This window comes from Streptomyces hundungensis (genome assembly GCF_003627815.1).
In the GTDB taxonomy this organism is placed as follows: domain Bacteria; phylum Actinomycetota; class Actinomycetes; order Streptomycetales; family Streptomycetaceae; genus Streptomyces; species Streptomyces hundungensis_A.
Genome location: NZ_CP032698.1, coordinates 3,899,034 through 3,923,801, shown reverse-complemented (window position 1 = coordinate 3,923,801; position 24,768 = coordinate 3,899,034). Strand labels below are relative to the sequence as shown.

Below are 24,768 nucleotides of genomic sequence, written 5' to 3'. Positions count from 1 at the left end.
GCGACACCCGATGCCGATCTTGCTTAACTGTTCCCATGCGCCTCTTCGCCGCCGTCCTTCCCCCGAGCGGGCCGTCGATGAACTGGGGCGCGCGGTAAGGGAGTTGGCGGCTCTGCCCGGGGCGGACGGGCTGCGCTGGACCGGGCGGGAGGGCTGGCACCTCACGCTCGCGTTCCTGGGCGAGGTCGACGAGGCGCTCCTGGACGAGCTGCGCGAACGGCTGCGCAGGGCGGCCCACCGCACCGACCCCTTCACGCTGCGGCTGCACGGCGGCGGGCGGTTCGACGGGCGCGCGCTGTGGGCCGGCGTCGCGGGCGGCCTCGACGAGCTGCGGCTGCTGGCCGAACGCGCGGACGCCGCCGCCCGCCGCTCCGGCGTCCCGATGGACCAGCACCGCCGCTATGTGCCGCACCTCACCCTGGCGCGTTCGCGTACGCCGATGGATCTTCGGCCGTACGTCACGGAGCTCGCCGCGTTCGAGGGCAGCCCCTGGCCGGTCGCGGAGTTGGCGCTGATCCGCAGCAGCCTCCCGCGTGACGGAGTCCCGGGCGAGCGCCCCCGGTACGAGGCGGTCGCCCGCTGGCCGCTCGGCGCGGGCGGTTAGGCTCAAGGGGTGGACCCGAAGACCAGGAACCGGATCATGGCCGGTGTGCTCGTGTTGATGTTCGTCGTGGTGGCGGTGGCGGCCGCCGTCGGCTGACCGCCGCCGCGCCGCGGCCCGCGGCTTATGAGGCGTAGGCCTCCGGTGGCCTGCCCGTCGTGGGTCTCCAGACGCCTACCCGGCGTAGGTCTCCAGACGCCTACCAGGCGAAGGCCTCCGGGGCGGAGCCCGGGCCGGGGAAGATCTCGTCGAGGGCGCCGAGCAGCTCCTCGCTCAGCTCCAACTCCAGGGCGCGCAGCGCCGATTCGAGGTGGGCGGGGGTGCGCGGGCCGACGATCGGGCCCGTCACGCCGGGCCGGGTGAGCAGCCAGGCCAGCGCCACCTCCCCCGGGTCGAGGTCGTGCTTGGCGAGCAGGTCCTCGTACGCCTGGACCTTGGCCCGTACGGCGGGGTCGGCCAGGCCCGCGGCGGAGCGGCCGGACTTGGTGGTGCGCGAGCCCGTGCCCTCGCGTTCCTTGCGCAGTGCGCCGCCGAGCAGGCCCTGGTGCAGCGGGGACCAGGGGATGACGCCGAGCCCGTACTCCTGCGCGGCCGGGATGACCTCCATCTCGGCGCGGCGTTCGGCGAGGTTGTAGAGGCACTGCTCGCTGACCAGACCGAGCCGTCCGGTGCGGTCCGCCACTTCGTTGGCCTGCGCGATCTTGTAGCCGGGGAAGTTGGACGAACCGGCGTAGAGGATCTTGCCCTGGGTGATCAGGACGTCGATCGCCTGCCAGATCTCCTCGAACGGGGTGGCCCGGTCGACGTGGTGGAACTGGTAGACGTCGATGTAGTCGGTGTTCAGCCGCTGGAGGGAGGCCTCGACGGAGCGGCGGATGTTGAGTGCCGACAGCCGGTCGTGGTTGGGCCAGGCCGCGCTGCTCCAGGGCTTGCCCGGGGTCATGTCGCCGTACATCTTGGTGGCGAGGACGACCTTGTCGCGCCGGTCGCCGCCCCGCCCGAACCAGGAGCCGAGGATCTTCTCGGTGAGTCCCTTGTCCTCCGCGACGCCGTAGATGTTCGCGGTGTCGAAGAAGTTGATGCCCGCGTCGAGAGCGGCGTCCATGAGGACGTGGCTGCCGGCCTCGTCGGTCTCGCTGCCGAAGTTCATCGTGCCGAGGACGAGTCGGCTGACCTGGAGTCCGGTGCGTCCGAGCTGTGTGTACTTCATGGCGCCATCAAAGCCGGTTCGTGTGCACTCCAGGCAAGGCTTTCAACCAACCTTGGGCGTCGGCTATTTGGAGCCGACCGGGCCGATGTAGGTGCCCGGGCGGGTCGCGCCGTCCTGGAGCAGGACCGAGGAGAACTCCCAGGGCAGGGTGTGCGGGTGGGTCTCGTTCGGCGGGGTGATCACGAGGCTCCTCGGCTTGAACTCCTTCCCGTCGCCCTGGTGGAAGGGCAGGTAGAAGAGGGTGAAGGTGGTGGTGGCGCCGGGGCGTACGGTCACCGTCTTCGGGGTCTCGGAAGTCCCGCGCGGCAGTGACCACTTGGTGGAGCCGCCGACCAGGTCGACGCCCGGATAGCCCTTCATCGCGCAGGACTTGGCGCCCTTGTTGGTGAGCTCGATGGTGATCACGCCCTGGGAGCCCCGCGTCTGGGCGCCGCTGCCGGGGGCGACGGCGAAGCCGAGCTGGGAGGTCGGGCAGCGCGCGCCGGCGGCGCCGCTGTCGGTTCCGGGTCCGGCGTCCGTGCCGCCCGTACTGCCGCCGGAGGGAGCCATGGTGCGGCCGCCGCTCGTGCCGGGGGTGCCGGGTCCGGGTCCGGTGCCGGTGGTTTCGGGCGGGGTGATGCCGGTGGGGGAGTCGGTGGCGACCCGGCTCGACCCGCCGTCGCCGCCGCAGGCGGTCAGGGTCAGGGCCAGGGTCATGGTGAGGCCGGCGGTGAGTGCGACGGTCGCGGCCAGGGGGGCGGTGCGCAGGCGCAACACGGCGATCCTTTCGGTTCGATGGCCGTCCGGGTGCCCCGCGGGGGCCGTCCCAAGCGGACATCATGGGGGCCGGACGCCGTGTGGACGTCCCGCACCGCCCGACGGTTCCACCGCCCGGCCGCCGCCACCCCGTCGGCGCGCCGGGCCTCCGTCCACAGGCTGTGGGCGGTCTGACGGCACCGCGTTTCGTGGTTCCGTTCGATTGCTGGGACGATCGGGGTACGGCGGTGGCGGTCGGGGTATGGGGTTCGATCAGGTTTGATCGGGTTCGATCGGGTGGGACGGGAAGCGGACGGAAGGGATGGAGACGCCTTATGGCGCAGGTCGGTGAGGGGGCGCGGCGCGGGGACGCCGTCGCGCGCGGACGGGTGGTGCGGTGATGGAAGCCGTCGACCGCGCCTTCGCCGCGGCGCTGTACATCGAGGGCGACGCCGCCCTGGACACCGGCGCCTCGCTGCTCGCCGCCGCACCCCGGGCGGATGCCGAACTCGCCCTGCGGGGGCGGGAGTTCGTACGCCGCGCCTGGGACCGGGGCTGGCAGCCCGCCGATGTCGTACGGATCGTACGGCGTGACCTGGACGAGCCTCAGGTACGCATCCTGAGCGGACTGATCCGCGACGAGCTCGCCCAGTACGAGCGGCTGCCCGCGCGGTGGCAGGGGCAGCTCGACGAGCTGCCGAGCGAGCCGTGGCGGGCCGACCGTTTCTCGTACGCCACCGCCGTGCTGGAGCTCTACCGGGCGTTGCTCGCGCTGCCCTCGATCGAGCCGGCGGGGCCCGCGCCGGGGGCGTCGGGGGCGTCCGGGCTCGGGCCGCCCGTGCACGGCGAACCGAAGACGCTGGCCCGGATCCGGGCGCTGCTCGCCAAGGCCGAGGCGACCGGGTTCCCCGAGGAGGCGGAGGCGCTCACCACCAAGGCGCAGGAGCTGATGGCGCGGCACAGCGTGGACGACGCGCTGCTCGCCGGGCGCGGGCCGGGCGGGGAGGTGCCGGGGGCGTGCCGGATCGGGGTGGACGCGCCGTACGAGACGGCGAAGGCGATCCTCCTCGACGCGGTCGCGTCCGCCAACCACTGCCGGGCGGTGTGGAACTCCGCACTCGGCTTCACGACGGTCGTCGGGTTCGAGGCGGATCTGGAGGCGGTGGAGCTCCTGTACACCTCCCTCCTCGTGCAGGGCACCACCGCGATGGCCAAGGCCGAGGCGGTGCAGCGGGCGGGTGGGCGGCGCCGCACCAAGACGTTCCGCCAGTCCTTCCTGCTGGCGTACGCCGCCCGGCTCGGCGATCTGCTCCCCTCGGCGGCGCGGGGGGTGGAGGAGTCCTTCGGGGGTGAGGTGCTTCCGGTGCTGGCGACGCGGGCGGTGGCTGTCGCGGGGCGGGCGGAGGAGATGTTTCCGCGGACGGTGGCTACGCGGGTGCGGGGGGTTTCTGACGAGTCGGGGTGGCGGGATGGGCGGGCGGCGGCGGACCGAGCCCACCACTCCCGGGCCCGGGGCGTTTGCCCACCCACCCGCCCGTAGGCGCGGGGTTGGATGGCCCGGCCCCCCTGGGGCTCCGCCCCAGACCCCGAGGCACCTTCCCCACCCACCCGCCCGTGGCGCGTTGAAGGGTGCGGCCCCTGGGGCTCCGCCCCAGACCCCGTATCGCGCCTGAACGGCGCTCGTCCTCAATCGCCGGACAGGCTGAGGTGGCCGATGCGGCCCAGCACCGAGCACTTAAGGGGCGCGAGGAACTGCGCGAGAAGCGACCACGGTCCGCAGACCGAAGGGCTTTTAGGGGCGCGGGGAACTGCGCGACCAGCCACGCACGGTCCGCAGTCGAAGACGGGTTTTCAGGGGCGCGAGGAACTGCGCGAGAAGCGGGCACGGTCCGCAGGGTCGAGAGGGTTTAGGGGCGCGGGGAACTGCGCGACCGGCCACGCACGGTCCGCGGGCGAAGACGGGTTTTTAGGGGCGCGGGGAACTGTGACGGGCGGGGTTGGGGGGGAGGGGGCGTTAGGGTCGGGGGATGAGCTGGCTTCGGGCCCTTCGAGAGACCGCCCGCTCGGGGCTGACCGTCGAGCGGCGCCGCCTGGAACCCCTCGTCGCCCTGCGCGGAGCCACCGGCCTAGCCATCGTCGTCGGCGTGAGCCTCACCCTCTTCGGCCCCTCCGTCGCCGCCAGCTCCGCGTTCGGCGCGTTCCAGGGCGCCATCGCCACGTACCAGCGCAGTTGGCGCCCGAGGCCCGTGCTCGCCCTCGCCTCCGGGCTCTCGCTCGCGATCAGCACGTTCCTCGGCTATCTCGTCGGCACCCACTCCCCGTTCTTCCTGCTGCTGCTCGCCGCGTGGACGTTCCTGGCGGGCCTGGCGTGGGCGGTGGGGCCGACCGTCGGCGTCATCGCCTCGTCGAACGTGGCGATCATGCTGGTCACCGTCACCCTGCCCAGTTCCCTCGCCGAGGCCGCGGGCCACGCCGCGATGATCGCGTTCGGCGGGGTCGTCCAGGCCGCTCTCGTCGTCCTGTTCCCGATCCGGCGCTGGGGCGCCCAGCGCGACGCGCTCGCCGACGCGCTCGCCGCCGAGGCCGACTACGCGCGCCGGTTGCGGCACGACCCGGTCGCCCCCTTCGATCCCCAGCCCCTCATGACCGCCCGGCTCGCCGCCGCCGTCACGCCCCGCGAAGCCCGCCGCCGCCCGGCCGAACTGCACGGCGCCCGGGGCGTCGCCGAGCGGATCCGGCCGGTGCTCGCCTCGCTCGCGGACCCGGCCCTTGGCGTACCGGAGGAGGGCGTCGAACGCGACCGCGCCCGGGAGTTGCTCGCCGCGGCGGCCACCGTCCTGGATGCCGCGGCCCGGGCCGTCCGGCACGGCGAGGCACCCGTCATCCCGCCCGCCGCCGAGGCCGCGCTCGCCACCCCCGACACCGGCGCCATCCTCACCGGGCCGGCCCGCCGCGCCGCCGCCCGGCTCATCGCGCTGCTCGCGGACGTCGTCGAGACGGCGCAGGGAAGCGGTACCGGCGGGGGAGCGGAGCCCCTGCTCAGGCCCACCCTGCCGCGTCTGGTGCCGCTCGCCCTGCGCACCATGCGCGACGAGGCGGGCCGGCGGAACTCGCCGGTGTTCCGGCACGCGGTACGCGTCTGCGCGGTGGCCACGGCGGGCTATCTTCTCGGCCACGTCCTGCCGTTCGGCCACGGCTACTGGGCCCCGATGGCCTCCGTGATGGTGATGCGCCCGGACTTCACGCTCACCTACGCCCGCGCGGTCGCCCGCTTCGGAGGCACCCTCGTCGGCGTCGCCCTGGCCACCGGCATCGTCCAGCTCACCCACCCCGACACCGGGCTCTCCGCCGCCATCGCGGTGGCCTGCGCGTTCCTGGCGTACCTGCTGATGCGTACGGGGTACGCGGTGCTCAGCGGCTGCGTCTCCGCTTACGTCGTCTTCCTGCTCGGCATGGGCGGACTCCAGTGGACGCAGACCGTGCCCGACCGGGTGTTCCTGACGCTGATCGGCGGCGCGCTCGCCATGGCCTCGTACGCGCTCTACCCGGCGTGGGAGACCCCGCGGCTGCGCACCCGGCTCGCCGACTGGCTTGCCGCGAACGGCCGTTACGCCTCCGCCGTCGTCGCGCACTACGCCGACCCCGACCGTGGCGCCGGCGCGGTCCGCCAGGCCCTGCTCGACACGCGTGCGGCCCGTATCGCCTGGCAGGAGGCGCTCGACAAGGCCACGCACGAACCGGTGCGCCACCGCGGCCTGTCGCGTTCGGCGGCCGAGGAAGCCGACCACGCGCTCAGCCAGTTGGGGCGTACGGCCATGCTGATGGAGGCGCATCTGCCGGAACGGGACGCGGTGCCGGTACCGGCGGCCGCCAAGCTCGCCGAGGCGTTGAGCGAGGCCACCGAGCAGGGGGCGAAGGCGGTGCGCGAGCGGCGGGTCCCGCACTGGGAGGGGGTGGAGCAGGCTCTGGCCGCCTGGGACGGCGAGGGCGTGCCCGACCGCGTGGTGCGCAGAGGGGCCGGTCTCGTCCTGCACTGCCTGGATGATTTGACCGATGCCCTCACCCCTCCCAACCCGCCCAAGCCATAGGTGAGTTGGGTTCGCGCGGCGGGGGTGTGCTGTTACGGGGTCGGCAGGCCGGCCGTCGGCAGAGCGGTCGGGAGCGAGCCCGTCTTGCCGCGGGTGAAGGAGTCCGTGCCGCCGGACTCCCACCTGACCTCCAGCTTGTCGCCCTTGACCGTGGCCATGCCCTGGGTGCGCTCGGTGTTCCCGTCCGCACACTTGAGGGTGAGCATGGTCATGCCCGCGTTCTCCGCGACCTGTCCGGAGCAGACGTGCGGGGAGAGCAGCGCCGCGCCCTTGCCCGCGACGGCCATGGTGACGGTCTTGCCGCCGGTCGTGGCGGTCCAACTCCCTTGCAGGTCCGCGCTCTTGGCGGGCGTGCCGCCACTGGTCGGCGTCGCGGAGGCCTCGGCGGACGGCGACTTGGCGGCCGGCTTGTCGTCGCTCTTGCTGCTGCCGCAACCGGTCAGGACCAGAGCGGCCGAGAGCCCGGCCGCGGCGAATGCGGCGGTGCGTATGTGCTTGTGCATGGCGTGCGTCTTCCCCCTGTGAACGGCGTTCGGGACCGCGACAAGTTACCAGCCGCACCCCGCCGGACAGGTCTGAACCAGAGTGCCCTCCGCTGCGTCTTCATGGAGGGGGTGCTTGACCATGCCATGGAGGTTACGCATCGGTAGCCCCCGTGCGCGCTCCGGCGCGGAAGCGGCTGTAACCGCCCGGGCACCCCGCGTGCACGTGCATCTTCACATGCAGGCGCACATGAACACAGCTATGATCCGGGGCAGTTGACCATTCACAGTTGCACGTCTGCACATCCCGGGAGCGACCTTGCACCACGCGTACAACGGCATGGCGGCAGCGGAGCTTCAGGGTGCCGCGTGGCAGAAGAGCAGGCACAGCAACTCGCAGGGTTCCTGCGTCGAATTCGCCAAGCTGCCCGGCGGGGGTGTGGCGGTACGCAACTCACGCCACCCGGACGGGCCGGCCCTCGTCTACACCAGGGCGGAGATAGAGGCGATGCTGCTCGGGATCAAGGACGGCGAGTTCGACCACCTGATAGCCGACTGAGCAGGCCGGGCGCCGGGGCCCAGCCTGCTCGGCCGTGGTGGAGGCCGGTCAGTCCGCGTGCTGGAGCCGGAACAGCGCCCAGACGACCTTGCCGTGGATCGCGCCGGACAGCGGGTGCCAGCCCCAGCTGTCGGCGAAGGACTCGACCAGGAACAGACCGCGGCCCGACTCGGCGCCGAAGTCGTCGCCCTCACGGGCCACCGGGCTCTCGTCGCTGGGGTCACGCACCGCGCACACCAGTCGGCCGGTCCACCGCATCAGGTGCAGCCGCACCGGCACCTCGGTCTCGCGCGGGGTGTCGGCGGGCAGGGCGTGCCGCAGCGCGTTGGTGACGAGTTCCGAGACGACCAGCGCGACGTCGTCGAAGCACTCGGCGAGGCCCCACTGGGTGAGGGTGGATCTGGTGAACTTCCGTGCCCCGCCCACGGCTTCATAGCGCGCGGGCAGCGCGCAGGAAGCAGAACCCGCCACGGTCGAGGGGTCGATGGGGGGCAGCGCCTGCCTTAAGGGCTCGTGAGGCTCCAGCATGGTCGATCCATTCGTCCCCATGCGAGGCACTCCCGGGTTCGCGGCCGTGGCGGTACAGGACGCAAGCGACTAGACGCAGTTGAGCACGCAGGTGCGCGAGTGCCATGGTTCCGAATGCTTCGGCCCGATGCAAGGGCAGATGCACGTGCACGCGACCGACCTGTCCCCGACCGTGCCGTTTCTTGCTCATTTCTTCCTGAGAAGTTCCTCAGGCCGATTTCACTCCTTGACCATTTCCGTAATCACGCGGGTACGGGGTGAAGCGTTTTGATGGCAGACTGCCCAGCACCATTGGATGGGGAGGACGGCGAAGTGACCGCAGGGGAGGCATGGGGATCCCCCCGGCCGAGTGCAGTCGAGGCCGGCGGGGGTTCGGTGGTCCGGCGCATTCTGCTGGGCTCTCAACTCAGGCGCCTGCGCGAGTCGCGCGGCATCACGCGGGAAGCAGCCGGCTATTCGATCCGGGCGTCCGAGTCCAAGATCAGTCGTATGGAGTTGGGGCGCGTGAGCTTCAAGGCCAGGGATGTTGAGGACCTGCTCACGCTCTACGGCGTCGGCGACGAGTCGGAGCGCATGTCGCTGCTCGGCCTCGCCAAGGAAGCCAACATCGCGGGCTGGTGGCACAGCTTCGGCGATGTGCTGCCGGGCTGGTTCCAGACGTACATCGGTCTGGAGGGCGCCGCTTCGCTGATCCGCATCTATGAAGTCCAGTTCGTGCACGGCCTGTTGCAGACCGAAGCGTACGCGCACGCCGTCGTCTCGCGCGGAATGCAGGGAGCGCCGCGCGCCGAGGTCGAGAAGCGCGTCGCGCTGCGCCTGGAGCGGCAGAAGGCGTTGGTGTCGGAGCGTGCGCCCCAGTTCCACGCGGTGCTCGACGAAGCGGCGCTGCGTCGTCCCTACGGCGAACGGGACGTCATGCGGGGCCAGTTGAAGCATCTCATCGAGATGTCGGAGCAGCCCAACATCACCCTTCAGGTCATGCCGTTCAGCTTCGGCGGGCACGCGGGCGAGAGCGGTGCCTTCACCATGCTGCGGTTCCCCGAGTCGGACCTGTCGGACATCGTGTATCTCGAACAGCTCACCTCCGCACTGTATTTGGACAAGGCCGAAGAGGTCGCCCAGTACGAGAAGGCGATGGTGCGCCTCCAGCAGGACAGCCCGGGTCCGGAGGAAAGCCGTGATCTTCTGCGCGGACTCCTCCAACTCAGCTGACCCGCCAGTAGAATGACGTCACATCAGGCCAGTGACGCGATTGACCGCGCGAAGCCGGCGGACACAGCAGTAGGGGATGGCATGTCCTTCTTCACCGACCTCGCCCACCAGTTCATAGACGGCCAGTGGCGCACCGGCAGTGGGTCGTGGGACATCATCGACTTCGATCCGTACAACGGGGAGAAGCTCGCCTCCATCACCGTGGCCACCGTCGAGGAGGTCGACGAGGCCTATCGCGCCGCCGAGCGCGCGCAGCGCGAGTGGGCCCGGACCAATCCGTACACCCGCAGACTCGTCTTCGAGCGCGCCCTGCGCATCACCGAGGAGCGCGAGGCCGAGATCATCGAGGCCATCGTCAGCGAGCTGGGCGGCACCCGGCTCAAGGCGGTGTACGAGGTCCACCTCGCCAAGGAGTTCCTGCGCGAGGCGATCCAGCTCGCGCTGCGCCCCGAGGGCCGCATCCTGCCGTCGCCGGTCGACGGCAAGGAGAACCGGGTCTACCGCCTGCCGGTCGGCGTGATCGGGGTGATCAGCCCGTTCAACTTCCCCTTCCTGGTCACCCTCAAGTCCGTCGCCCCCGCGCTGGCGTTGGGCAACGCGGTCGTGATCAAGCCGAACCAGAACGCACCGGTCGTCGGCGGCGGGCTCATCGCCAAGATCTTCAAGGATGCGGGGCTGCCGGCCGGCCTGTTGAACGTCCTGGTCACCGACATCGCCGAGATCGGTGACGCGCTGATAGAGCACCCCGTCCCCAAGGTGATCTCGTTCGCGGGCTCCGACCGCACCGGCCGCCATGTCGCCTCGGTGGCCGGCAGCCACTTCAAGCGCGTCATCCTGGAGCTGAGCGGCAACAGCGCCCTGGTCGTCCTCGACGACGCGGACCTCGACTACGCGGTGGACGCGGCGGTCTTCAGCCGCTTCGTCTACCAGGGCCAGGTCTGCATGGCCGCCAACCGGATCCTGGTCGACCGGTCGGTGGAGGAGGAGTTCACGGGCAAGTTCCTCGCGAAGATCGCCTCGCTCAGGACCGGCGACCCGGCCGACCCCGCCACCGACATCGGCCCCGTCATCAACAACTTCCAGGCGGAGTCGCTGACGTCACTGGTCGAGCAGGCGCTCGCGGAGGGCGCCACCGCGCTGGTACGGGGCCGCACGCGCGGCAACCTGGTGGAGCCCACCGTGCTGACGGGCCTGCCCGCCGATTCGACCGTACTGCGCCAGGAGATCTTCGGTCCGGTCGCCCTGCTCATCTCCTTCGACGGCGAGGAGGAGGCCGTGCGCATGGCGAACGACAGCCCCTACGGGCTCAGCGGGGCCGTGCACACCGCCAACGTGGAGCGCGGGGTGCGGTTCGCCAAGCGGATCGAGACGGGGATGATGCACGTCAACGACTCGACCATCCAGGACGAGCCGCTGGTCGCCTTCGGCGGCGAGAAGTACTCGGGGCTCGGGCGGCTGAACGGCGACTCGACGGTCGAGGCGTTCACGACCCAGAAGTGGATCTCGGTCCAGCACGAACGCAGCCCGTTCCCGTTCTAGGGCCTGTCCGGCGGATCTGGTCGCCGTCAAGGTGCCTTGGCCTTGTCGCGCTGGTGAGCGGGGGGCTGGTGCGTCCAGCTGCAAGGCGGAGGAGGGCGGCGACGCGGAGCGTCGGCAACCGACGACAACGCCGCAGATGGGCGTGCCGGCCCCCCGCGTCCCAGACAAGATCCGCCGGACAGGCCCTAGTTCCGCCGGGGCGTTCTCGTTCGGCCGTCCCAAGCGGACAGGATCTGACCTCTATCCCGCCTACCGTGGTTCTTGTCAGCGGCCAGTACCCGGGCCGGACGGACTTGAACGAAGGCGGTTGGATCATGGTCACGCACGTTCCCTCAGAGGCCCGCGGCGACGAGCGCGGCGCGCTCCTCCTCTTCGTGGAAGCCCAGCGCGGCGGGGTGCGGCGCGCTCTCATCGGCCTCACCGAGGAGCAGGCCGCGAGCCGGCCGAGCGCCGGTGAGCTGTCCCTGTCCGGGCTGCTCAAGCACGTGGCCGAGTGCGAGCTGAACTGGCTGCGGATGGCGCAGCAGATCCCCAACGAGAAGCAGCGCTCCGAGGCGAACTGGCACGAGAGCTTCCTGCTGGTCGGCGACGAGACCGTCGAGGGCATGTTGGCCTTCTGGGCCGAAGTGGCCGCCCAGACCGAGGAGTTCATCCGCACGGTGCCCTCCCTCGACGACACCTTCCCGCTTCCCGACGCGCCCTGGTTCCCCAAGGACGGGCAGGTGTCGATGCGGTGGCTGATGCTCCACCTCATCGAGGAGTTCGCGCGGCACGCCGGGCACGCGGACATCATCCGTGAATCCATCGACGGCAAGACGGCGTTCGAGTTGGTGGCGCTCGCAAACGGTTGAGGCCATGGGCCGGTGGCCGAGGCCATAGGCTTGCGGCCATGTCAACCATCCGTCTCCTCGTCCTCGGTGCGGTACGCGGGCACGGCCGGGCGCACGGCTATCAGGTGCGCAGCGACCTGGAGTACTGGGGAGCCCACGAGTGGTCCAACGCCAAGCCCGGGTCGATCTACCACGCCCTCAAACACATGGCCAAGCAGGGCGTGCTGCTGGCCCACGAGGTGGCGCCCAGTACGGCGGGCGGGCCGCCGCGCACCGAGTACGAGCTGACGGAGGCGGGGCGCGAGGAGTACTTCCGGCTGCTGCGCGAGGCGCTCTCCTCCTACGACCAGAAGCTGGACGCGCTCTCCGCGGCGCTCGGCTTCATGGTGGACCTGCCGCGTGCGGAGGTCCTCTCGCTGCTGCGTGACCGGTTGGAGCGGTTGGCGCGGTGGCGGGGGGCGGTGACGGAGTACTACCTGGCGGGGGCTTCGCCCCAGCGGTACGGGCACATTGGGGAGATCATGAACATGTGGGTTCACTCGGCGGAGGCGGGGGCGGAGTGGACGCGGGGGTTGATCGGGCGGATCGAGGGTGGGGCGTACGTCTTCGCAGGCGAGGGTGACTCCCCCACCCCGCCCCTCCCCGAAACCCTCCGGGGGTAACGTCCCCGGCCGCGGGCCGGGGCGCCGTTTGCGCAGTTCCCCGCGCCCCTAACCCGTCTTCGCCTGCGGGCGGAGTGTGGCTGGTCGCGCAGTTCCTCGCGCCCCTGAAAACCCGCCGTCGGCTGCGGGCCGTGGGTGGCTGGTCGCGCAGTTCCTCGCGCCCCTGAAAACCCGCCGTCGGCTGCGGGCCGTGGGTGGCTGGTCGCGCAGTTCCTCGCGCCCCTTAAGTGCTCGGTGCTGGCCAGTGCAGGCAACCTCAGCCTGTCCGGCGATTGAGGACGAGCGCCGTTCAGGCGCGAATGGGGTCTGGGGCGGAGCCCCAGGGGCTTTTGGCTGCGGACCGTGCCCGCTTCTCGCGCAGTTCCCCGCGCCCCTAGCGGCACTGGTGCGGGCCCGCATCGGCAACCTCAGCCCGTCCGGCGATTGAGGACGAGCGCCCTTTAGGCGCGATCGGGGTCTGGGGCGAGCCCCAGGGGCGTCAGTGGTGGAAGGCCGTGGACTTCGATTCGTCGCGGCCCAGTGGGGCGGCCTGCTGCCGCAGTTCGGGGAGGAGTCGGCCGAGGTCCTCCATGAGCAGACCCGCCAGGTCGGAGGAGAAGCCGTTGCGGCAGACCACCCTCAGCACCGACAGGTCCTCCCGGTTCGCCGGGAAGGTGTACGCGGGCACCAACCACCCCCGCTCCCGCAGCCGGCGCGAGACGTCGAACACGTCGTACCGCCGCACCTCCGGCGTCGTGGTGAAGGCGAACACCGGCAAGTCGTCCCCCCGGGTGAGGAGTTGGAAGTCCCCGAACGCCTCGATCCGCTCCGCGAGCCCCCGCGCGACGTCCCGGGCGGTCTGCTGCACCGCCCGGTAGCCCTCCCGCCCGAGCCGCAGGAACGTGTAGTACTGCGCCACCACCTGCGCCCCCGGCCGCGAGAAGTTGAGCGCGAAGGTCGGCATGTCGCCGCCGAGGTAGTTGACCCGGAAGACCAGCTCCTCGGGGAGGTCGGCCGCCGTGCGCCACAGCGCCCAGCCGACCCCGGGGTAGACGAGCCCGTACTTGTGCCCGGAGGTGTTGATGGAGGACACCCGGGGCAGCCGGAAGTCCCACACCAGGTCCTCGTCGAGGAAGGGCGCGACCATCGCCCCGGAGGCCCCGTCGACATGGACGGGCACGTCCAGCCCCGTACGCTCCTGCAAATCGTCGAGCGCCGAGCAGAGCGCGGCGACCGGCTCGTACGACCCGTCGAAGGTCGAGCCGAGCACCCCGACGACCCCGATCGTGTTCTCGTCGCAGAGCGCGGCCGCGGCCTCGGGGTCGAGGTGGAAGCGGTCGCCCTCCATGGGCACCTGGCGCGCCTCGACCTCCCAGAAGGCGCAGAACTTCTCCCAGCAGACCTGCACATTGACGCCCATGACGAGGTTGGGGCGGGCCTCGCGGGAGGGGTAGCGGTCCGCGTTGCGCTGCATCCAGCGCCGTTTGAGCGCCATCCCGGCGAGCATGCAGGCCTCGCTGGAGCCCGTGGTCGAGCAGCCGACGGCGGCGCTGGGGTCGGGCGCGTGCCACAGGTCGGCGAGCATGGCCACGCAGCGCCGCTCCAGTTCGGCGGTGCGCGGGTACTCGTCCTTGTCGATCATGTTCTTGTCCCGGCACTCCGCCATGAGGACCCCGGCCTGCGGTTCCATCCAGGTGGTGACGAAGGTGGCCAGGTTGAGCCGGGAATTGCCGTCGAGCATCAGCTCGTCGTGGACCAGCTGGTACGCGGTCGCCGGGGCCAGCGGCCGGTCGGGCAGCCGGTGCCGCGGGGGCGCGGAGGTCATGGAGCCGACCGGGTCGGCCTCCCCGAAGAAGGGGTTCAGGGCGAGCCGCGCGTACTCCTTCTCGTCGAGGTGCCGCTCCTTCTCGTTGCCGCCGCGGTGCAGTGCCATGATCGTCAACTCCCTTTCGGGGGAGGGTGGTTGAGGGGGGTGGGGCAGGGGTGCCGTCAGGTGCGGGCGAGGATCACCGCGGTTCCGTACGCGCAGACCTCCGTCCCCACGTCCGCCGCCTCCGTCACGTCGAACCGCATCATCAGGACCGCGTTCGCGCCCCGCGCCTTCGCCTGGGCCACCAGGCGCTCCATCGCCTGGTTGCGGGTCTCGACCAGCGTCTTGGTGAGGCCCTTCAGCTCGCCGCCGATCATCGACTTGAGCCCGGCGCCGATCTGGCTGCCCAGATGGCGCGAGCGTACGGTCAGCCCGAAGACCTCGCCGATGACCTGCTGCACGGTGTAGCCGGGTACGTCGTTGGTGGTGACGACCAGCACGTCCGACTGCGGAGTCTGTCCGCCGCCGTACTCCTCGATGCCCATGGGGTTCGCCTTCCGTCGGGCCTTGTCGGCTGTACCCAGCCTGCCCCTGGAACCACGCCCGCGCCCGTTACGTTGATAACTTTGGCTGCCGACGGCGGACAGCCCGTCCCACACCCACACCCAGGAGCCCGGTACCCGTGACTTCCCTCGCCCTCGGACCGAGCTGGCTGGACCCCGACTATCTGCTGGGCACCTTCGGCCTCGCCGGCCTGTTGATCATCGTCTTCGCCGAGTCGGGGCTGCTCATCGGCTTCTTCCTGCCGGGTGACTCGCTCCTGTTCACCACCGGCCTCCTGGTCACCACCGGCAAGCTGGACACCCCGCTGTGGCTGGTGTGCGTCCTGGTGGTGCTCGCCGCGGTCCTCGGCGACCAGGTGGGCTATCTGTTCGGCAAGAAGGTGGGCCCCTCCCTCTTCACCCGGCCCGACTCCCGCCTCTTCAAGCAGGAGAACGTGGAGAAGGCCCACGAGTTCTTCGAGAAGTACGGGCCGAAGTCGCTGGTGCTGGCGCGCTTCGTGCCGATCGTGCGGACGTTCACGCCGATCATCGCGGGCGTCAGCGGCATGAACTACCGCTCGTTCGTCACCTTCAACGTCATCGGCGGCACCCTGTGGGGCGCGGGCGTCACCCTGCTCGGCGCGGCGCTCGGCAATGTGGAGTTCGTGCACCAGCACATCGAGCTGATGCTGGTGGCGATCGTGCTCATCTCGGTCGTGCCGATCGCCATCGAGTTCCTGCGGGCCCGCTCCAAGGCGAAGAAGAACCCGCCGGTGTCCGAGGGCCCCGGCGGCCAGGCCACCCAGCGCGGCGGCCGCCACGCCAAGCGCTGAGCCCGGCCGGGTCAGAAGCCGCGGGTCCGCTTCGCGGCGGCGCGGCTCGCGCCGGGCGTCCGCAGGAACAGGCGGGCGATCTCGTTGCCGAGGTTCACGCCGATCGCGATGGCCAGGGCGAGGGCCGCCGCCTTGGCCAGCGAGGTGACGCCCTGGTTGAGGTGGTTCTGGGCGATCGCCAGGACACCGAAGTACGTGGCGCTACCGGGCAGCAGCGGGCCGATGGCCGCGGTCACGTAGAGCAGCGCGGAGGTGTGCCAGTACCGCGAGAGCAACTGGCCGAACAGGCCGACCAGGCCGGCCGCGACGGCCGTCGCCATGATCGGGGAGCCTCCCGCGGTGACCGCGATCGAGGCGTACACCACCCAGGCGACACCGCCGTTCGCGGCCACGATCAGGACGGTGGAACGGTCCTGCTGGAGCAGGACCGCGAAGGTCAGGCAGAGCAGGATCGACGCGAGGGTCTGAAGAATCGGCCGGTCGATGGGCTGGAAGGTGCCCTCGGGGTTGAGCTGGGCGTCGATTTGCAGCCCGCCGTACAGGACGGTCAGGACGCCGACGACGATCGCGACGAAGAAGTACCCGACTTCGAGCAGCCGGGCCGCCGCCGTGACGTAGAAGCCGGTCAGGCCGTCCTGGACGGCCGCCACCAGGGCCCGTCCGGGGATCAGGGCGAACAGGCCACCGGTGATGACCGCGGGCGCGCTGAGGTCCCACTGGAGCAGGCTGAGGGCCACGCCCATCGCGGCGGGCGGCATGGCGGCCACGGCGAACTGGTAGAACTCCGGCAGCCCGCGGGACGCGCACAGCCAGGCGAGCCGGTCGCCGAGGACCGCGCCGACCGCCGCCACCAGGAACACCGTGATGCCGCCGCCGAGCAGGACGGAGGCCGCACCGGCGAGGAGTCCGCAGGCGGTGGTGAGGGCCCAGCCCGGGTAGGGGTGGCGGTTGCGTCGGATCTCCGCGAGGCGCCGGTAGGCCTCTTCGAGCGAGACCTCGTGGTCCTCGCTGGTCATGTCCGTGACGAGCCGGTGCACGGCCGCCAGGCGGGTGTAGTCGGTGCCGCGGCGGCGCACGGTGCGGTTGGCCGTCACCGGGTCGTCCACGAGCGAGGGCTGGTGGGTGATGGCCAGCATGGTGAAGGTGACCGTCGGCTCGCAGCGGTCCAGGCCGTAGCTGCGGCAGATCGCGAACATCGCGGCCTCGACGTCCTCGGCGCCCTCGCCGCCCGCCAGCAGCAGCTCGCCGATGCGCAGCACCAGGTCGAGGACGCGGGGCACCGCTGGGCCCGCGTCGTCGTGCTTCTGGATCGGCTCGGCCACCGGCCGGTCACCGACCGGCATGCGCAGCATGGTGCGCATCCGGTCCTGCCAGGGCGCGTCCTTGGACAGCCGCACGAGCGGCATGGACCCGGTGGTGGACATCGGGTTCGGTTCGCGTGCGGTGTAGGCGCTGGGCGGGGTGAACGCGGAGGCCGGCTGTTCGGCGGGGGCCTCGATCACCGGGGTGGCGAGACCCGCGGGGAGGGCGAACTCGGAGGTCGGGGACTCTTCCTCGGCCACCTGCGGCTGTTCCACGCCCTCGGGTGGCGTGAAGGCGCTGCGCGCCTCGTCGGACTGCGGCTTGCGGTCCTCGATCACATCGTGCTGCTCGGCCACCACTGGCCCCTCGCCTCCCTCCGGCCGCTTGCGTGCGTCTGCCCAGTATGTGGGTGGTCATGAGCTGGTACGACTGCGGGCGGCGCACCCCGGAGGTGCACCGCCCGCAGTCGTACCGGAAGGTCGCGCGTCAGTGCGCGCCGCCCTGCGCCTCGAGGCGCTTGTAGGAGGCCTCGACCTCGGCCTCGGCCTCGACGCGGCCGACCCAGTCGGCGCCCTCGACGGACTTGCCGGGCTCCAGGTCCTTGTAGACCTCGAAGAAGTGCTGGATCTCCAGGCGGTCGAACTCGGAGACGTGGTGGATGTCGCGCAGGTGCTCCACGCGCGGGTCGGACGCCGGGACGCACAGCAGCTTGTCGTCGCCGCCGGCCTCGTCGGTCATCCGGAACATGCCGATCGCACGGCACTTGATGACGCAGCCCGGGAAGGTCGGCTCGTCGAGCAGGACCAGGGCGTCCAGCGGGTCGCCGTCCTCGCCGAGGGTGTTCTCGACGAAGCCGTAGTCGGCCGGGTAGCTGGTCGAGGTGAAGAGTCGACGGTCCAGGCGGATCCGGCCGGTCTCGTGGTCGACCTCGTACTTGTTCCGCGATCCCTTCGGGATCTCGATGGTGACGTCGAACTCCACGGGTGGCTCTCCTCCATGATCAGCACATGCATCGGACGGGGCTGCGTCGGCTGCCGTGTTCACGGCAGGAAGCAGTTCTGGTGATTAAGTGTCCCTCACGCAGGTGTGTGATCGCGAAAGGGGCTGGTCCTCGGTGCCGAGGCCCAAGACATGGCAGCTCACAGCGGGTGCGGCCGCGGTCGGCCTGGCACTGTCGGCCGGGAGCGTGGCCCTGGCCGGACCGTGGGACTCAGGCCAGCGTACGGCCGAGCGGGAGCGGGCCGCATCGTGGGGCACCAGGGGTGGCGCACATCACCAGAGCCCCATGGATCCGGAGGCTCCGGCTCCGGCTCCGAGCGCGCCCGGCGTCCTCGCGGCCCTCGGCACTCCCGGCGGCGCCCCCGTCCCGGCGGCCCTCCCCGCGGCCCTCGCCCCGCTGCTCGCCGACCCCGCGCTCGGCCCGCACCCGGCGGCCTCGGTCCTCGACACCGCCACCGGCCAGGAGGTGTACGCGGTCGGCGCGGACGCGCCCATGACACCGGCCTCCACCGTCAAGATCGCCACCGCGGCCGCGGCCCTCACCGCGCTCCCGCCCGACCACCGCTTCACCACCACCGTGGTGGCCCCGGCCGACGGTGGGGCGCTCACGCTCGTCGGCGGCGGCGACCCCACCCTGGACAAGGCGCGGCTGGCCGCCCTCGCCGACGACACCGCCCGCGCCCTGCGCGCGCGCTCGGTCGCCTCCGTACAACTGGCGTACGACGCCTCGCTGTTCAGCGGGTCGGCCGTCCATCCGATCGGGCCGAACGAGAACCTCGCGCCGGTCGTCGCCCTGATGACCGACGAGGGCCGCCTGGACGGCTCCGACAGCGGGCCCGCGAGCCGCACCACCGACCCCGCGGGCGACACCGCGCGTGCCTTCGCCCGCCTCCTGCGCGCCCGGGGGCTGACGGTGGCGGACCCGGCGCCGGGGGGCGGACCCGCGGACGCCAAGGCGCTGGCGAGCACCGTGTCCGCGCCGCTGCCCGCGATCGTGGAGCGGATGCTGACCAACAGCGACAACGACATCGCCGAGGCCCTCGCCCGCCACACCGCGCTCGCCCTCCACAAGGCCGGGAGCTTCGACGGGGTGGCCGAGGCCGTGCCCGCCCAGCTCGCCAAGCTCCAACTCCCTTGGAACGGGAGCGTGTTCGCGGACGGCAGCGGGCTCGACCGGACCGACAGGGTCACCGCGGGTCTGCTCACCCGGCTGCTCGCCAAGGCCGGCGACCCCGGGCGCCCCGAACTGCGCCCGATCCTCACCGGTCTGCCCGTCGCCGGATTCACCGGCACCCTCGGCACCCGCTACGGCGCCGCCTCCGCCGCGACCGGCCTGGTCCGGGCGAAGACCGGGACGCTGGCGGGGGCCGGGGTCAACACCCTGGCCGGCACCGTCGTGGGCGCCGACGGCCGCCTCCTGGCGTTCGCGTTCCTGTCCACCGGCACGCCCGGCGCCGACCCGGCCCCCGCCCAGCGCGCCCTGGACCGGCTCGCCACCCGCCTCCTGGAGCACTGACCGCCGCCGACCGGGTTCCGTTGTGGGGACGACAACGTACGGTTGACGCATGACTGGCATCGGCGGTGCAGGTACCTCTGGGATGGTCGACTGGAACCTCGCGGTCGCGACCGCGACCCGACTGGTGCGGCCGGGCCCCGACGTGAGCCGCGACGAGGCACGCGAGATCGTCGCCGAGCTCCGCCGGCACGCCAAGGCCGCCGAGGAACACGTACGGGCGTTCACCCGGATGATCCCGGAGGGCGTCGAACCCGAGGACACTCCGGTCCTGGTCGTCGACCGGGCCGGCTGGGTGAAGGCCAATGTGGCGGGCTTCCGCGAGGTGCTGCGGCCGCTCCTCGACAAGATGCAGGAGCGGCGCGGCGGCGGGCCCGGCGGCGCGGTGCTGGGCGCGGTCGGCGGCAAGGTGACCGGCGTCGAGCTGGGCATGCTGCTGAGCTTCCTGTCGTCCCGGGTCCTCGGGCAGTACGAGACCTTCGCGCCCGCGACCCGGGAGCTTCCGGCCGCCCCGGGCGGCGGCGGACGGCTGCTCCTGGTGGCGCCCAACATCGTGCACGTGGAGCGCGAACTCGAGGTCGACCCGCACGACTTCAGGCTCTGGGTGTGCCTGCACGAGGAGACCCACCGCACCCAGTTCACGGCCGTGCCCTGGCTGCGCGACCACCTGGAGGGTGAGATCCAGTCGTTCCTCGACGCGACCGAGGTCGACCCGATGACCATCCTGGAGCGGCTGCGCGAGGCGGCGCAGTCCCTGGCCGGGGGCCGGCCCGAGGGCGAGCAGGACGAGGGCGGGCGCTCCCTGGTGGAGCTGGTCCAGACCCCGGAGCAGCGCGAGATCCTCGGCCGGCTCACCGCCGTGATGTCCCTCCTGGAGGGGCACGCGGACTTCGTGATGGACGGGGTCGGCCCGCAGGTCGTGCCGTCGGTGCGCGAGATCCGCGAGAAGTTCAAGGAGCGCAGGGCCAAGGGCGCCTCCCGGCTCGACCAGGCGCTGCGCAAGCTGCTCGGCCTCGACGCCAAGATGCGCCAGTACCGCGACGGCGAGCACTTCGTGCGGGCCGTGGTCGACGAGGTCGGCATGGACGGCTTCAACCGGGTGTGGACCTCGCCGAACACGCTTCCGACCAAGGCCGAGATCGCCAAGCCCGCGGAGTGGGTCGCCCGGGTCCACCACCCCGCGGAGTCCTGACCCGAAGCCGCCGGTGGGCGGGTGTCAACGCGGGAATCACCCATCCGAGGGACCGTGGCGCATGGGTAGGCGTGCAATGCTCGGGTAACGGCTCTGTTCTGTCACCATCTACGCACTCTGTGTGACTGAACGGCCCTCCTGCTCCCCCCGCTTCCTCTCCGCGCCAGAGGCACCCCAACTTCACCGAAGGGCACCGGACATGGGTCCCCATCCTGCGGTCGCAGCGATACGCCTGGCGGTTCGCCGCGTACTCCACGACCTACTGAACGAACACTCCCGCGACCACGAGGCCGTGGCCACCGCCGTGACCGCGGGGGCCCCCGCCGGCACCGGCGCGCGCACCGCGCCCGAGCCCCTCGTGCTGGTGGCCTGCTCCGGCGGCGCCGACTCCATGGCGCTCGCCTCGGCCCTCGCCTTCGAATCCCGCAAGCTCTCGCTGCGCGCCGGCGGCATCACCGTCGACCACGGCCTCCAGCACGGCTCCGACCTGCGGGCCGCCGAGGTCGTCTCCCGGATGACCGGCCTCGGCCTGGAGCCCGCCGAGTCCATCGCCGTGCGGGTGGGCCGCGAGGGAGGCCCCGAGGCCGCCGCCCGGGACGCCCGCTACGCCGCGCTCGACGCCGCGGCCGAGCGCCACGGCGCCGCCGCGATCCTGCTCGGCCACACCCGTGACGACCAGGCCGAGACCGTGCTCCTCGGCCTCGCCCGGGGCTCCGGTACGCGCTCCCTGTCCGGCATGGCCGCTGTCTCGGGGGCGGCGGGCCGCTACCGGCGCCCCTTCCTGGAGCTCGACCGCCAGACCGCACGCAAGGCCTGCATGGTCCAGTCGCTGCCCGTCTGGGACGACCCGCACAACGCCGACCCCGCCTACACCCGCTCCCGGCTCCGCCAGGAGGGGCTGCCCGCCCTGGAGAAGGCGCTCGGCAAGGGCGTCGTCGAAGCCCTCGCCCGCACCGCCCAGCTCTCCCGTGACGACGCCGACGCCCTGGACGCCTGGGCCCTCCAGGCGGACGCGACGGTACGGGACGACGCCGGGCTCCTGGAGTGCGCGAAGCTCTTCGCGCTGCCGCCCGCCGTGCGCCGCCGCATCGTGCGCCGGGAGGTCATCGGGGCGGGCGCGCCCGCCGGTTCGCTCTTCGCCCGCCATGTCGAGGAGGTCGACAAGCTGATCACCAGCTGGCGCGGGCAGCGGGCCATCAATCTCCCCGGCCGCGTCGTCGCGCGTCGGCAGGGTGGCAGACTGGTCATTCGGCAGAGCTGAGCTCACGCACGTACTCGGCTCCCGCACGGACAACAGAAACCCCCCAAGAAAGCGGCCCGGGTGAACGAGAAGGACATGGGCACCGACCTCCAGTCGGTGCTCATCACCAAGGAAGAGATCGACGCGAAGCTGGCGGAGCTGGCCGGGAAGATCGACGCGGAGTACGCGGGCAAGGACCTGCTCCTCGTCGGAGTCCTCAAGGGCGCCGTCATGGTCATGGCGGATCTGGCCCGCGCGCTGTCCACCCCGGTCACCATGGACTGGATGGCCGTCTCCTCGTACGGTGCGGGCACCCAGTCCTCCGGCGTCGTGCGGATCCTCAAGGACCTCGACACCGACATCAAGGGCAAGCACGTCCTGATCGTCGAGGACATCATCGACTCGGGTCTGACCCTGTCGTGGCTCCTCTCCAACCTCGGATCGCGCGAGCCCGCCTCCCTGGAGGTCTGCACGCTGCTCCGTAAGCCGGATGCCGCAAAGGTCGCGATCGACGTCAAGTGGATCGGTTTCGACATTCCCAATGAATTCGTCGTGGGCTACGGCCTCGACTATGCCGAGAAGTACCGGAACCTCCCCTTTGTCGGCACGCTCGCGCCGCACGTCTACGGCGGCTGACGCAAGCCCGGGCCGTTTGGGGAACCACAGCGCCGCTCCCGCCGTTGGAGCAGGGGAAGGTGCCTTTGTCAGCCGTACCGTGCGACCACGGGTGACAATGCTGGGGTACCGTCCGAAGAACAGCCTTTACACACAGCCTTAGTCACACTCACAGCAGCATTTACCTACGGGCAGGAGGGACGGGGCGTTCTCGCTCCGTATGGATGGACGTGAAGCGATACTTCCGTGGGCCGGTCATGTGGATCGTGCTGGCCGTCCTCGCCGTGGTCGTGCTGATGCAGGTCGTCGGCTCGGGTGGCGGCTACAAGACGGTCGACACATCCGAGGTCGTTCAGGCGATCAGCAACAAGCAGGTCGAACAGGCCAAGATCACCACTGGCGACAGTCAGGTCATCAAGATCGACCTGAAGAAGGGCCAGAAGGTCAAGGGCAGCAGCAAGGTTCAGGCCAACTACATCGGTGACGCCCAGGCGACCGACATGGCCAACCAGCTCCAGTCCGGAGTGAAGGCCGGTGACATCCCCAGCGGATACACCGTCTCGCCCGACAAGCAGAACCCGTTCCTGGGGATCCTGCTGTCCCTGCTCCCCTTCGTCCTCATCGTCGTGGTCTTCCTGTTCCTGATGAACCAGATGCAGGGCGGCGGCTCCCGAGTCATGAACTTCGGGAAGTCCAAGGCCAAGCTCATCACCAAGGACACCCCGAAGACGACCTTCGCCGACGTGGCGGGGTCCGACGAGGCCGTCGAGGAACTCCACGAGATCAAGGAGTTCCTCCAGGAGCCGGCGAAGTTCCAGGCCGTCGGCGCCAAGATCCCCAAGGGCGTGCTGCTGTACGGCCCGCCCGGTACGGGCAAGACGCTGCTCGCCCGCGCCGTCGCGGGTGAGGCCGGTGTCCCCTTCTACTCGATCTCCGGCTCCGACTTCGTCGAGATGTTCGTGGGTGTCGGCGCCTCGCGTGTCCGCGACCTCTTCGAGCAGGCCAAGGCGAACGCCCCGGCGATCGTCTTCGTCGACGAGATCGACGCCGTCGGCCGGCACCGCGGTGCGGGCCTCGGCGGCGGTCACGACGAGCGCGAGCAGACCCTCAACCAGCTCCTCGTCGAGATGGACGGCTTCGACGTGAAGGGCGGCGTCATCCTGATCGCCGCCACCAACCGGCCCGACATCCTCGACCCGGCGCTGCTGCGCCCGGGCCGCTTCGACCGCCAGATCGCGGTCGACCGCCCGGACATGCAGGGCCGTCTGGAGATCCTCAAGGTCCACCAGAAGGGCAAGCCGGTCGCCCCGGACGTCGACCTGTCGGCCGTCGCCCGTCGCACCCCCGGCTTCACCGGCGCCGACCTGGCGAACGTGCTGAACGAAGCGGCGCTCCTGACGGCGCGCAGCGACAAGAAGTTGATCGACAACTCGATGCTGGACGAGGCGATCGACCGCGTCGTGGCGGGTCCGCAGAAGCGGACGCGGATCATGTCCGAGAAGGAAAAGAAGATCACCGCGTACCACGAGGGCGGACACGCCCTGGTCGCGGCGGCCTCCCCCAACTCGGACCCGGTCCACAAGATCACCATCCTGTCGCGCGGCCGGGCCCTGGGTTACACCATGGTCCTGCCGGACGAGGACAAGTACTCGACCACCCGCAACGAGATGCTCGACCAGCTGGCGTACATGCTGGGCGGGCGCGCGGCCGAGGAGCTCGTCTTCCACGACCCGACGACGGGCGCGGCCAACGACATCGAGAAGGCCACGGCCACCGCTCGCGCGATGGTCACGCAGTACGGCATGACCGAGCGGCTCGGCGCGATCAAGTTCGGTGGCGACAACACCGAGCCGTTCCTCGGCCGCGAGATGGGCCACCAGCGCGACTACTCGGAAGAGGTCGCGGCGCTCGTCGACGAAGAGGTCAAGAAGCTCATCGAGACGGCGCACAACGAGGCCTGGGAGATCCTGGTCGAGAACCGCGACATCCTCGACAAGCTGGTCCTGGAGCTCCTGGAGAAGGAGACCCTCAACAAGGAGCAGATCGCCGAGGTGTTCTCGGGCATCGTCAAGCGCCCGGCCCGCCCGGCCTGGACCGGTTCCTCGCGGCGTACGCCGTCCACGAGGCCGCCGGTGCTCTCGCCCAAGGAGCTGGCGCTCACCAACGGCGCCACCACCAGTGCCAACGGCTCCATCCCGCTGGACACCGCCACGGAGGCCCTCCCGGCCCCCGAGGACCGTCCCGAGAGCTGAGCCGCGGGGCCTCGAAGGCCCCGGAATGCATGCCGCGCCCCCCGG

The 24,768-nt window shown here is 71.2% G+C and carries 22 protein-coding genes; 14 read left to right on the top strand and 8 right to left on the bottom strand.

Translation table 11 applies throughout. The features are described 5' to 3' along the window. The first annotated feature begins 103 nt into the window (after positions 1–103). On the top strand, positions 104–604 hold the full coding sequence (thpR, locus tag DWB77_RS17435) for an RNA 2',3'-cyclic phosphodiesterase (protein ID WP_342777971.1): 501 nt from the start codon (positions 104–106) through the stop codon (positions 602–604). A 196-nt stretch (positions 605–800) separates the two neighbouring features. Here thpR and DWB77_RS17430 read toward each other — a convergent pair whose 3' ends face one another. Both DWB77_RS17430 and DWB77_RS17425 read right to left on the bottom strand, forming a co-directional pair. Beyond that, on the bottom strand, positions 801–1,811 hold the full coding sequence (locus DWB77_RS17430; RefSeq protein WP_120722141.1) for an aldo/keto reductase: 1,011 nt from the start codon (positions 1,809–1,811) through the stop codon (positions 801–803). A gap of 63 nt (positions 1,812–1,874) precedes the next feature. Further along, the gene (locus tag DWB77_RS17425) at positions 1,875–2,564 is read right to left on the bottom strand and encodes a DUF4232 domain-containing protein (protein WP_120722140.1); all 690 of its coding nucleotides are present in this window, start codon (positions 2,562–2,564) and stop codon (positions 1,875–1,877) included. A 382-nt stretch (positions 2,565–2,946) separates the two neighbouring features. Between DWB77_RS17425 and DWB77_RS17420 the strand changes: the two genes are divergently transcribed. Together DWB77_RS17420 and DWB77_RS17415 are read left to right on the top strand one after the other, a co-directional pair. Then, positions 2,947–4,086 (top strand): DUF2786 domain-containing protein, encoded by a 1,140-nt coding sequence (locus DWB77_RS17420; protein WP_120722139.1) that lies wholly within the window; start codon positions 2,947–2,949, stop codon positions 4,084–4,086. Between the two features lie 487 nt (positions 4,087–4,573). Beyond that, positions 4,574–6,634 carry an FUSC family protein gene (locus tag DWB77_RS17415; RefSeq protein WP_120722138.1) on the top strand — a complete coding sequence of 687 codons (2,061 nt, stop codon included), beginning with the start codon at positions 4,574–4,576 and terminating at the stop codon, positions 6,632–6,634. A 32-nt stretch (positions 6,635–6,666) separates the two neighbouring features. On the opposite strand, the gene DWB77_RS17410 is transcribed toward DWB77_RS17415, so the two are convergent. Beyond that, complete coding sequence (locus tag DWB77_RS17410; RefSeq protein ID WP_120722137.1) at positions 6,667–7,137, bottom strand: hypothetical protein; 471 nt, start codon at positions 7,135–7,137, stop codon at positions 6,667–6,669. Between the two features lie 298 nt (positions 7,138–7,435). Between DWB77_RS17410 and DWB77_RS17405 the strand changes: the two genes are divergently transcribed. After that, positions 7,436–7,675, top strand: a complete 240-nt coding sequence (locus tag DWB77_RS17405) for a DUF397 domain-containing protein (protein ID WP_053724624.1) — start codon at positions 7,436–7,438, stop codon at positions 7,673–7,675. Positions 7,676–7,723: 48 nt separating this feature from the next. On the opposite strand, the gene DWB77_RS17400 is transcribed toward DWB77_RS17405, so the two are convergent. Next, positions 7,724–8,224, bottom strand: coding sequence for an ATP-binding protein (locus DWB77_RS17400; RefSeq protein WP_174248567.1), 501 nt, complete (start codon positions 8,222–8,224; stop codon positions 7,724–7,726). Between the two features lie 291 nt (positions 8,225–8,515). On the opposite strand from DWB77_RS17400, the gene DWB77_RS17395 reads away from it, so the two are divergent. The 4 genes from DWB77_RS17395 (at position 8,516) to DWB77_RS17380 (ending at position 12,446) form a co-directional block, all read left to right on the top strand. After that, complete coding sequence (locus DWB77_RS17395; protein WP_120722135.1) at positions 8,516–9,415, top strand: helix-turn-helix domain-containing protein; 900 nt, start codon at positions 8,516–8,518, stop codon at positions 9,413–9,415. Between the two features lie 81 nt (positions 9,416–9,496). Further along, positions 9,497–10,954 carry an aldehyde dehydrogenase family protein gene (locus tag DWB77_RS17390; protein ID WP_120722134.1) on the top strand — a complete coding sequence of 486 codons (1,458 nt, stop codon included), beginning with the start codon at positions 9,497–9,499 and terminating at the stop codon, positions 10,952–10,954. Positions 10,955–11,268: 314 nt separating this feature from the next. Then, entirely contained in the window at positions 11,269–11,805 is a 537-nt protein-coding gene (locus DWB77_RS17385) for a DinB family protein (protein ID WP_120727899.1), read from the top strand. Positions 11,806–11,843: 38 nt separating this feature from the next. After that, positions 11,844–12,446: a PadR family transcriptional regulator gene (locus tag DWB77_RS17380; RefSeq protein WP_120722133.1), complete on the top strand. Its 603-nt coding sequence runs from the start codon at positions 11,844–11,846 to the stop codon at positions 12,444–12,446. Positions 12,447–12,924: 478 nt separating this feature from the next. Here the strand turns inward: DWB77_RS17380 and DWB77_RS17375 are convergent, their stop codons facing one another. Then, positions 12,925–14,358, bottom strand: coding sequence for a glutamate decarboxylase (locus DWB77_RS17375; protein WP_120722132.1), 1,434 nt, complete (start codon positions 14,356–14,358; stop codon positions 12,925–12,927). A gap of 56 nt (positions 14,359–14,414) precedes the next feature. Then, positions 14,415–14,780, bottom strand: coding sequence for a YbjQ family protein (locus DWB77_RS17370; RefSeq protein ID WP_120722131.1), 366 nt, complete (start codon positions 14,778–14,780; stop codon positions 14,415–14,417). Between the two features lie 137 nt (positions 14,781–14,917). Here DWB77_RS17370 and DWB77_RS17365 point away from each other — a divergent pair, with 137 nt between their 5' ends. Beyond that, positions 14,918–15,610, top strand: coding sequence for a DedA family protein (locus DWB77_RS17365; protein ID WP_120722130.1), 693 nt, complete (start codon positions 14,918–14,920; stop codon positions 15,608–15,610). A gap of 11 nt (positions 15,611–15,621) precedes the next feature. Here the strand turns inward: DWB77_RS17365 and DWB77_RS17360 are convergent, their stop codons facing one another. Next, a complete protein-coding gene (locus tag DWB77_RS17360; RefSeq protein WP_120722129.1) occupies positions 15,622–17,271 on the bottom strand; it encodes a threonine/serine ThrE exporter family protein in 1,650 nt (549 codons plus the stop codon). Between the two features lie 127 nt (positions 17,272–17,398). Next, positions 17,399–17,893: an inorganic diphosphatase gene (locus tag DWB77_RS17355; protein ID WP_100577700.1), complete on the bottom strand. Its 495-nt coding sequence runs from the start codon at positions 17,891–17,893 to the stop codon at positions 17,399–17,401. A gap of 133 nt (positions 17,894–18,026) precedes the next feature. Between DWB77_RS17355 and dacB the strand changes: the two genes are divergently transcribed. From dacB to ftsH, 5 genes are all read left to right on the top strand, one after another. After that, the gene (dacB, locus tag DWB77_RS17350; protein ID WP_120727897.1) at positions 18,027–19,427 is read left to right on the top strand and encodes a D-alanyl-D-alanine carboxypeptidase/D-alanyl-D-alanine endopeptidase; all 1,401 of its coding nucleotides are present in this window, start codon (positions 18,027–18,029) and stop codon (positions 19,425–19,427) included. A gap of 49 nt (positions 19,428–19,476) precedes the next feature. Further along, positions 19,477–20,616: a zinc-dependent metalloprotease gene (locus DWB77_RS17345; RefSeq protein WP_120722128.1), complete on the top strand. Its 1,140-nt coding sequence runs from the start codon at positions 19,477–19,479 to the stop codon at positions 20,614–20,616. A gap of 199 nt (positions 20,617–20,815) precedes the next feature. After that, positions 20,816–21,877 carry a tRNA lysidine(34) synthetase TilS gene (gene tilS, locus DWB77_RS17340; protein ID WP_120722127.1) on the top strand — a complete coding sequence of 354 codons (1,062 nt, stop codon included), beginning with the start codon at positions 20,816–20,818 and terminating at the stop codon, positions 21,875–21,877. Positions 21,878–21,952: 75 nt separating this feature from the next. Then, positions 21,953–22,492 carry a hypoxanthine phosphoribosyltransferase gene (gene hpt / locus DWB77_RS17335; RefSeq protein WP_120727895.1) on the top strand — a complete coding sequence of 180 codons (540 nt, stop codon included), beginning with the start codon at positions 21,953–21,955 and terminating at the stop codon, positions 22,490–22,492. Positions 22,493–22,695: 203 nt separating this feature from the next. Then, the gene (ftsH, locus tag DWB77_RS17330) at positions 22,696–24,723 is read left to right on the top strand and encodes an ATP-dependent zinc metalloprotease FtsH (RefSeq protein ID WP_120722126.1); all 2,028 of its coding nucleotides are present in this window, start codon (positions 22,696–22,698) and stop codon (positions 24,721–24,723) included. Positions 24,724–24,768 lie beyond the last annotated feature (45 nt).

Bases quoted from the DNA above. Each gene is read 5' to 3' on its own strand.
- DWB77_RS17430 (WP_120722141.1), bottom strand. From the start codon at position 1,811: ATGAAGTACACACAGCTCGGACGCACCGGACTCCAGGTCAGCCGACTC.
- DWB77_RS17420 (WP_120722139.1), top strand. From the start codon at position 2,947: ATGGAAGCCGTCGACCGCGCCTTCGCCGCGGCGCTGTACATCGAGGGC.
- DWB77_RS17415 (WP_120722138.1), top strand. From the start codon at position 4,574: ATGAGCTGGCTTCGGGCCCTTCGAGAGACCGCCCGCTCGGGGCTGACC.
- DWB77_RS17410 (WP_120722137.1), bottom strand. From the start codon at position 7,137: ATGCACAAGCACATACGCACCGCCGCATTCGCCGCGGCCGGGCTCTCG.
- DWB77_RS17400 (WP_174248567.1), bottom strand. From the start codon at position 8,224: ATGGGGACGAATGGATCGACCATGCTGGAGCCTCACGAGCCCTTAAGG.
- DWB77_RS17390 (WP_120722134.1), top strand. From the start codon at position 9,497: ATGTCCTTCTTCACCGACCTCGCCCACCAGTTCATAGACGGCCAGTGG.
- DWB77_RS17385 (WP_120727899.1), top strand. From the start codon at position 11,269: ATGGTCACGCACGTTCCCTCAGAGGCCCGCGGCGACGAGCGCGGCGCG.
- DWB77_RS17380 (WP_120722133.1), top strand. From the start codon at position 11,844: ATGTCAACCATCCGTCTCCTCGTCCTCGGTGCGGTACGCGGGCACGGC.
- DWB77_RS17375 (WP_120722132.1), bottom strand. From the start codon at position 14,358: ATGGCACTGCACCGCGGCGGCAACGAGAAGGAGCGGCACCTCGACGAG.
- DWB77_RS17370 (WP_120722131.1), bottom strand. From the start codon at position 14,780: ATGGGCATCGAGGAGTACGGCGGCGGACAGACTCCGCAGTCGGACGTG.
- DWB77_RS17345 (WP_120722128.1), top strand. From the start codon at position 19,477: ATGACTGGCATCGGCGGTGCAGGTACCTCTGGGATGGTCGACTGGAAC.
- tilS (WP_120722127.1), top strand. From the start codon at position 20,816: ATGGGTCCCCATCCTGCGGTCGCAGCGATACGCCTGGCGGTTCGCCGC.
- hpt (WP_120727895.1), top strand. From the start codon at position 21,953: ATGGGCACCGACCTCCAGTCGGTGCTCATCACCAAGGAAGAGATCGAC.
- ftsH (WP_120722126.1), top strand. From the start codon at position 22,696: ATGGACGTGAAGCGATACTTCCGTGGGCCGGTCATGTGGATCGTGCTG.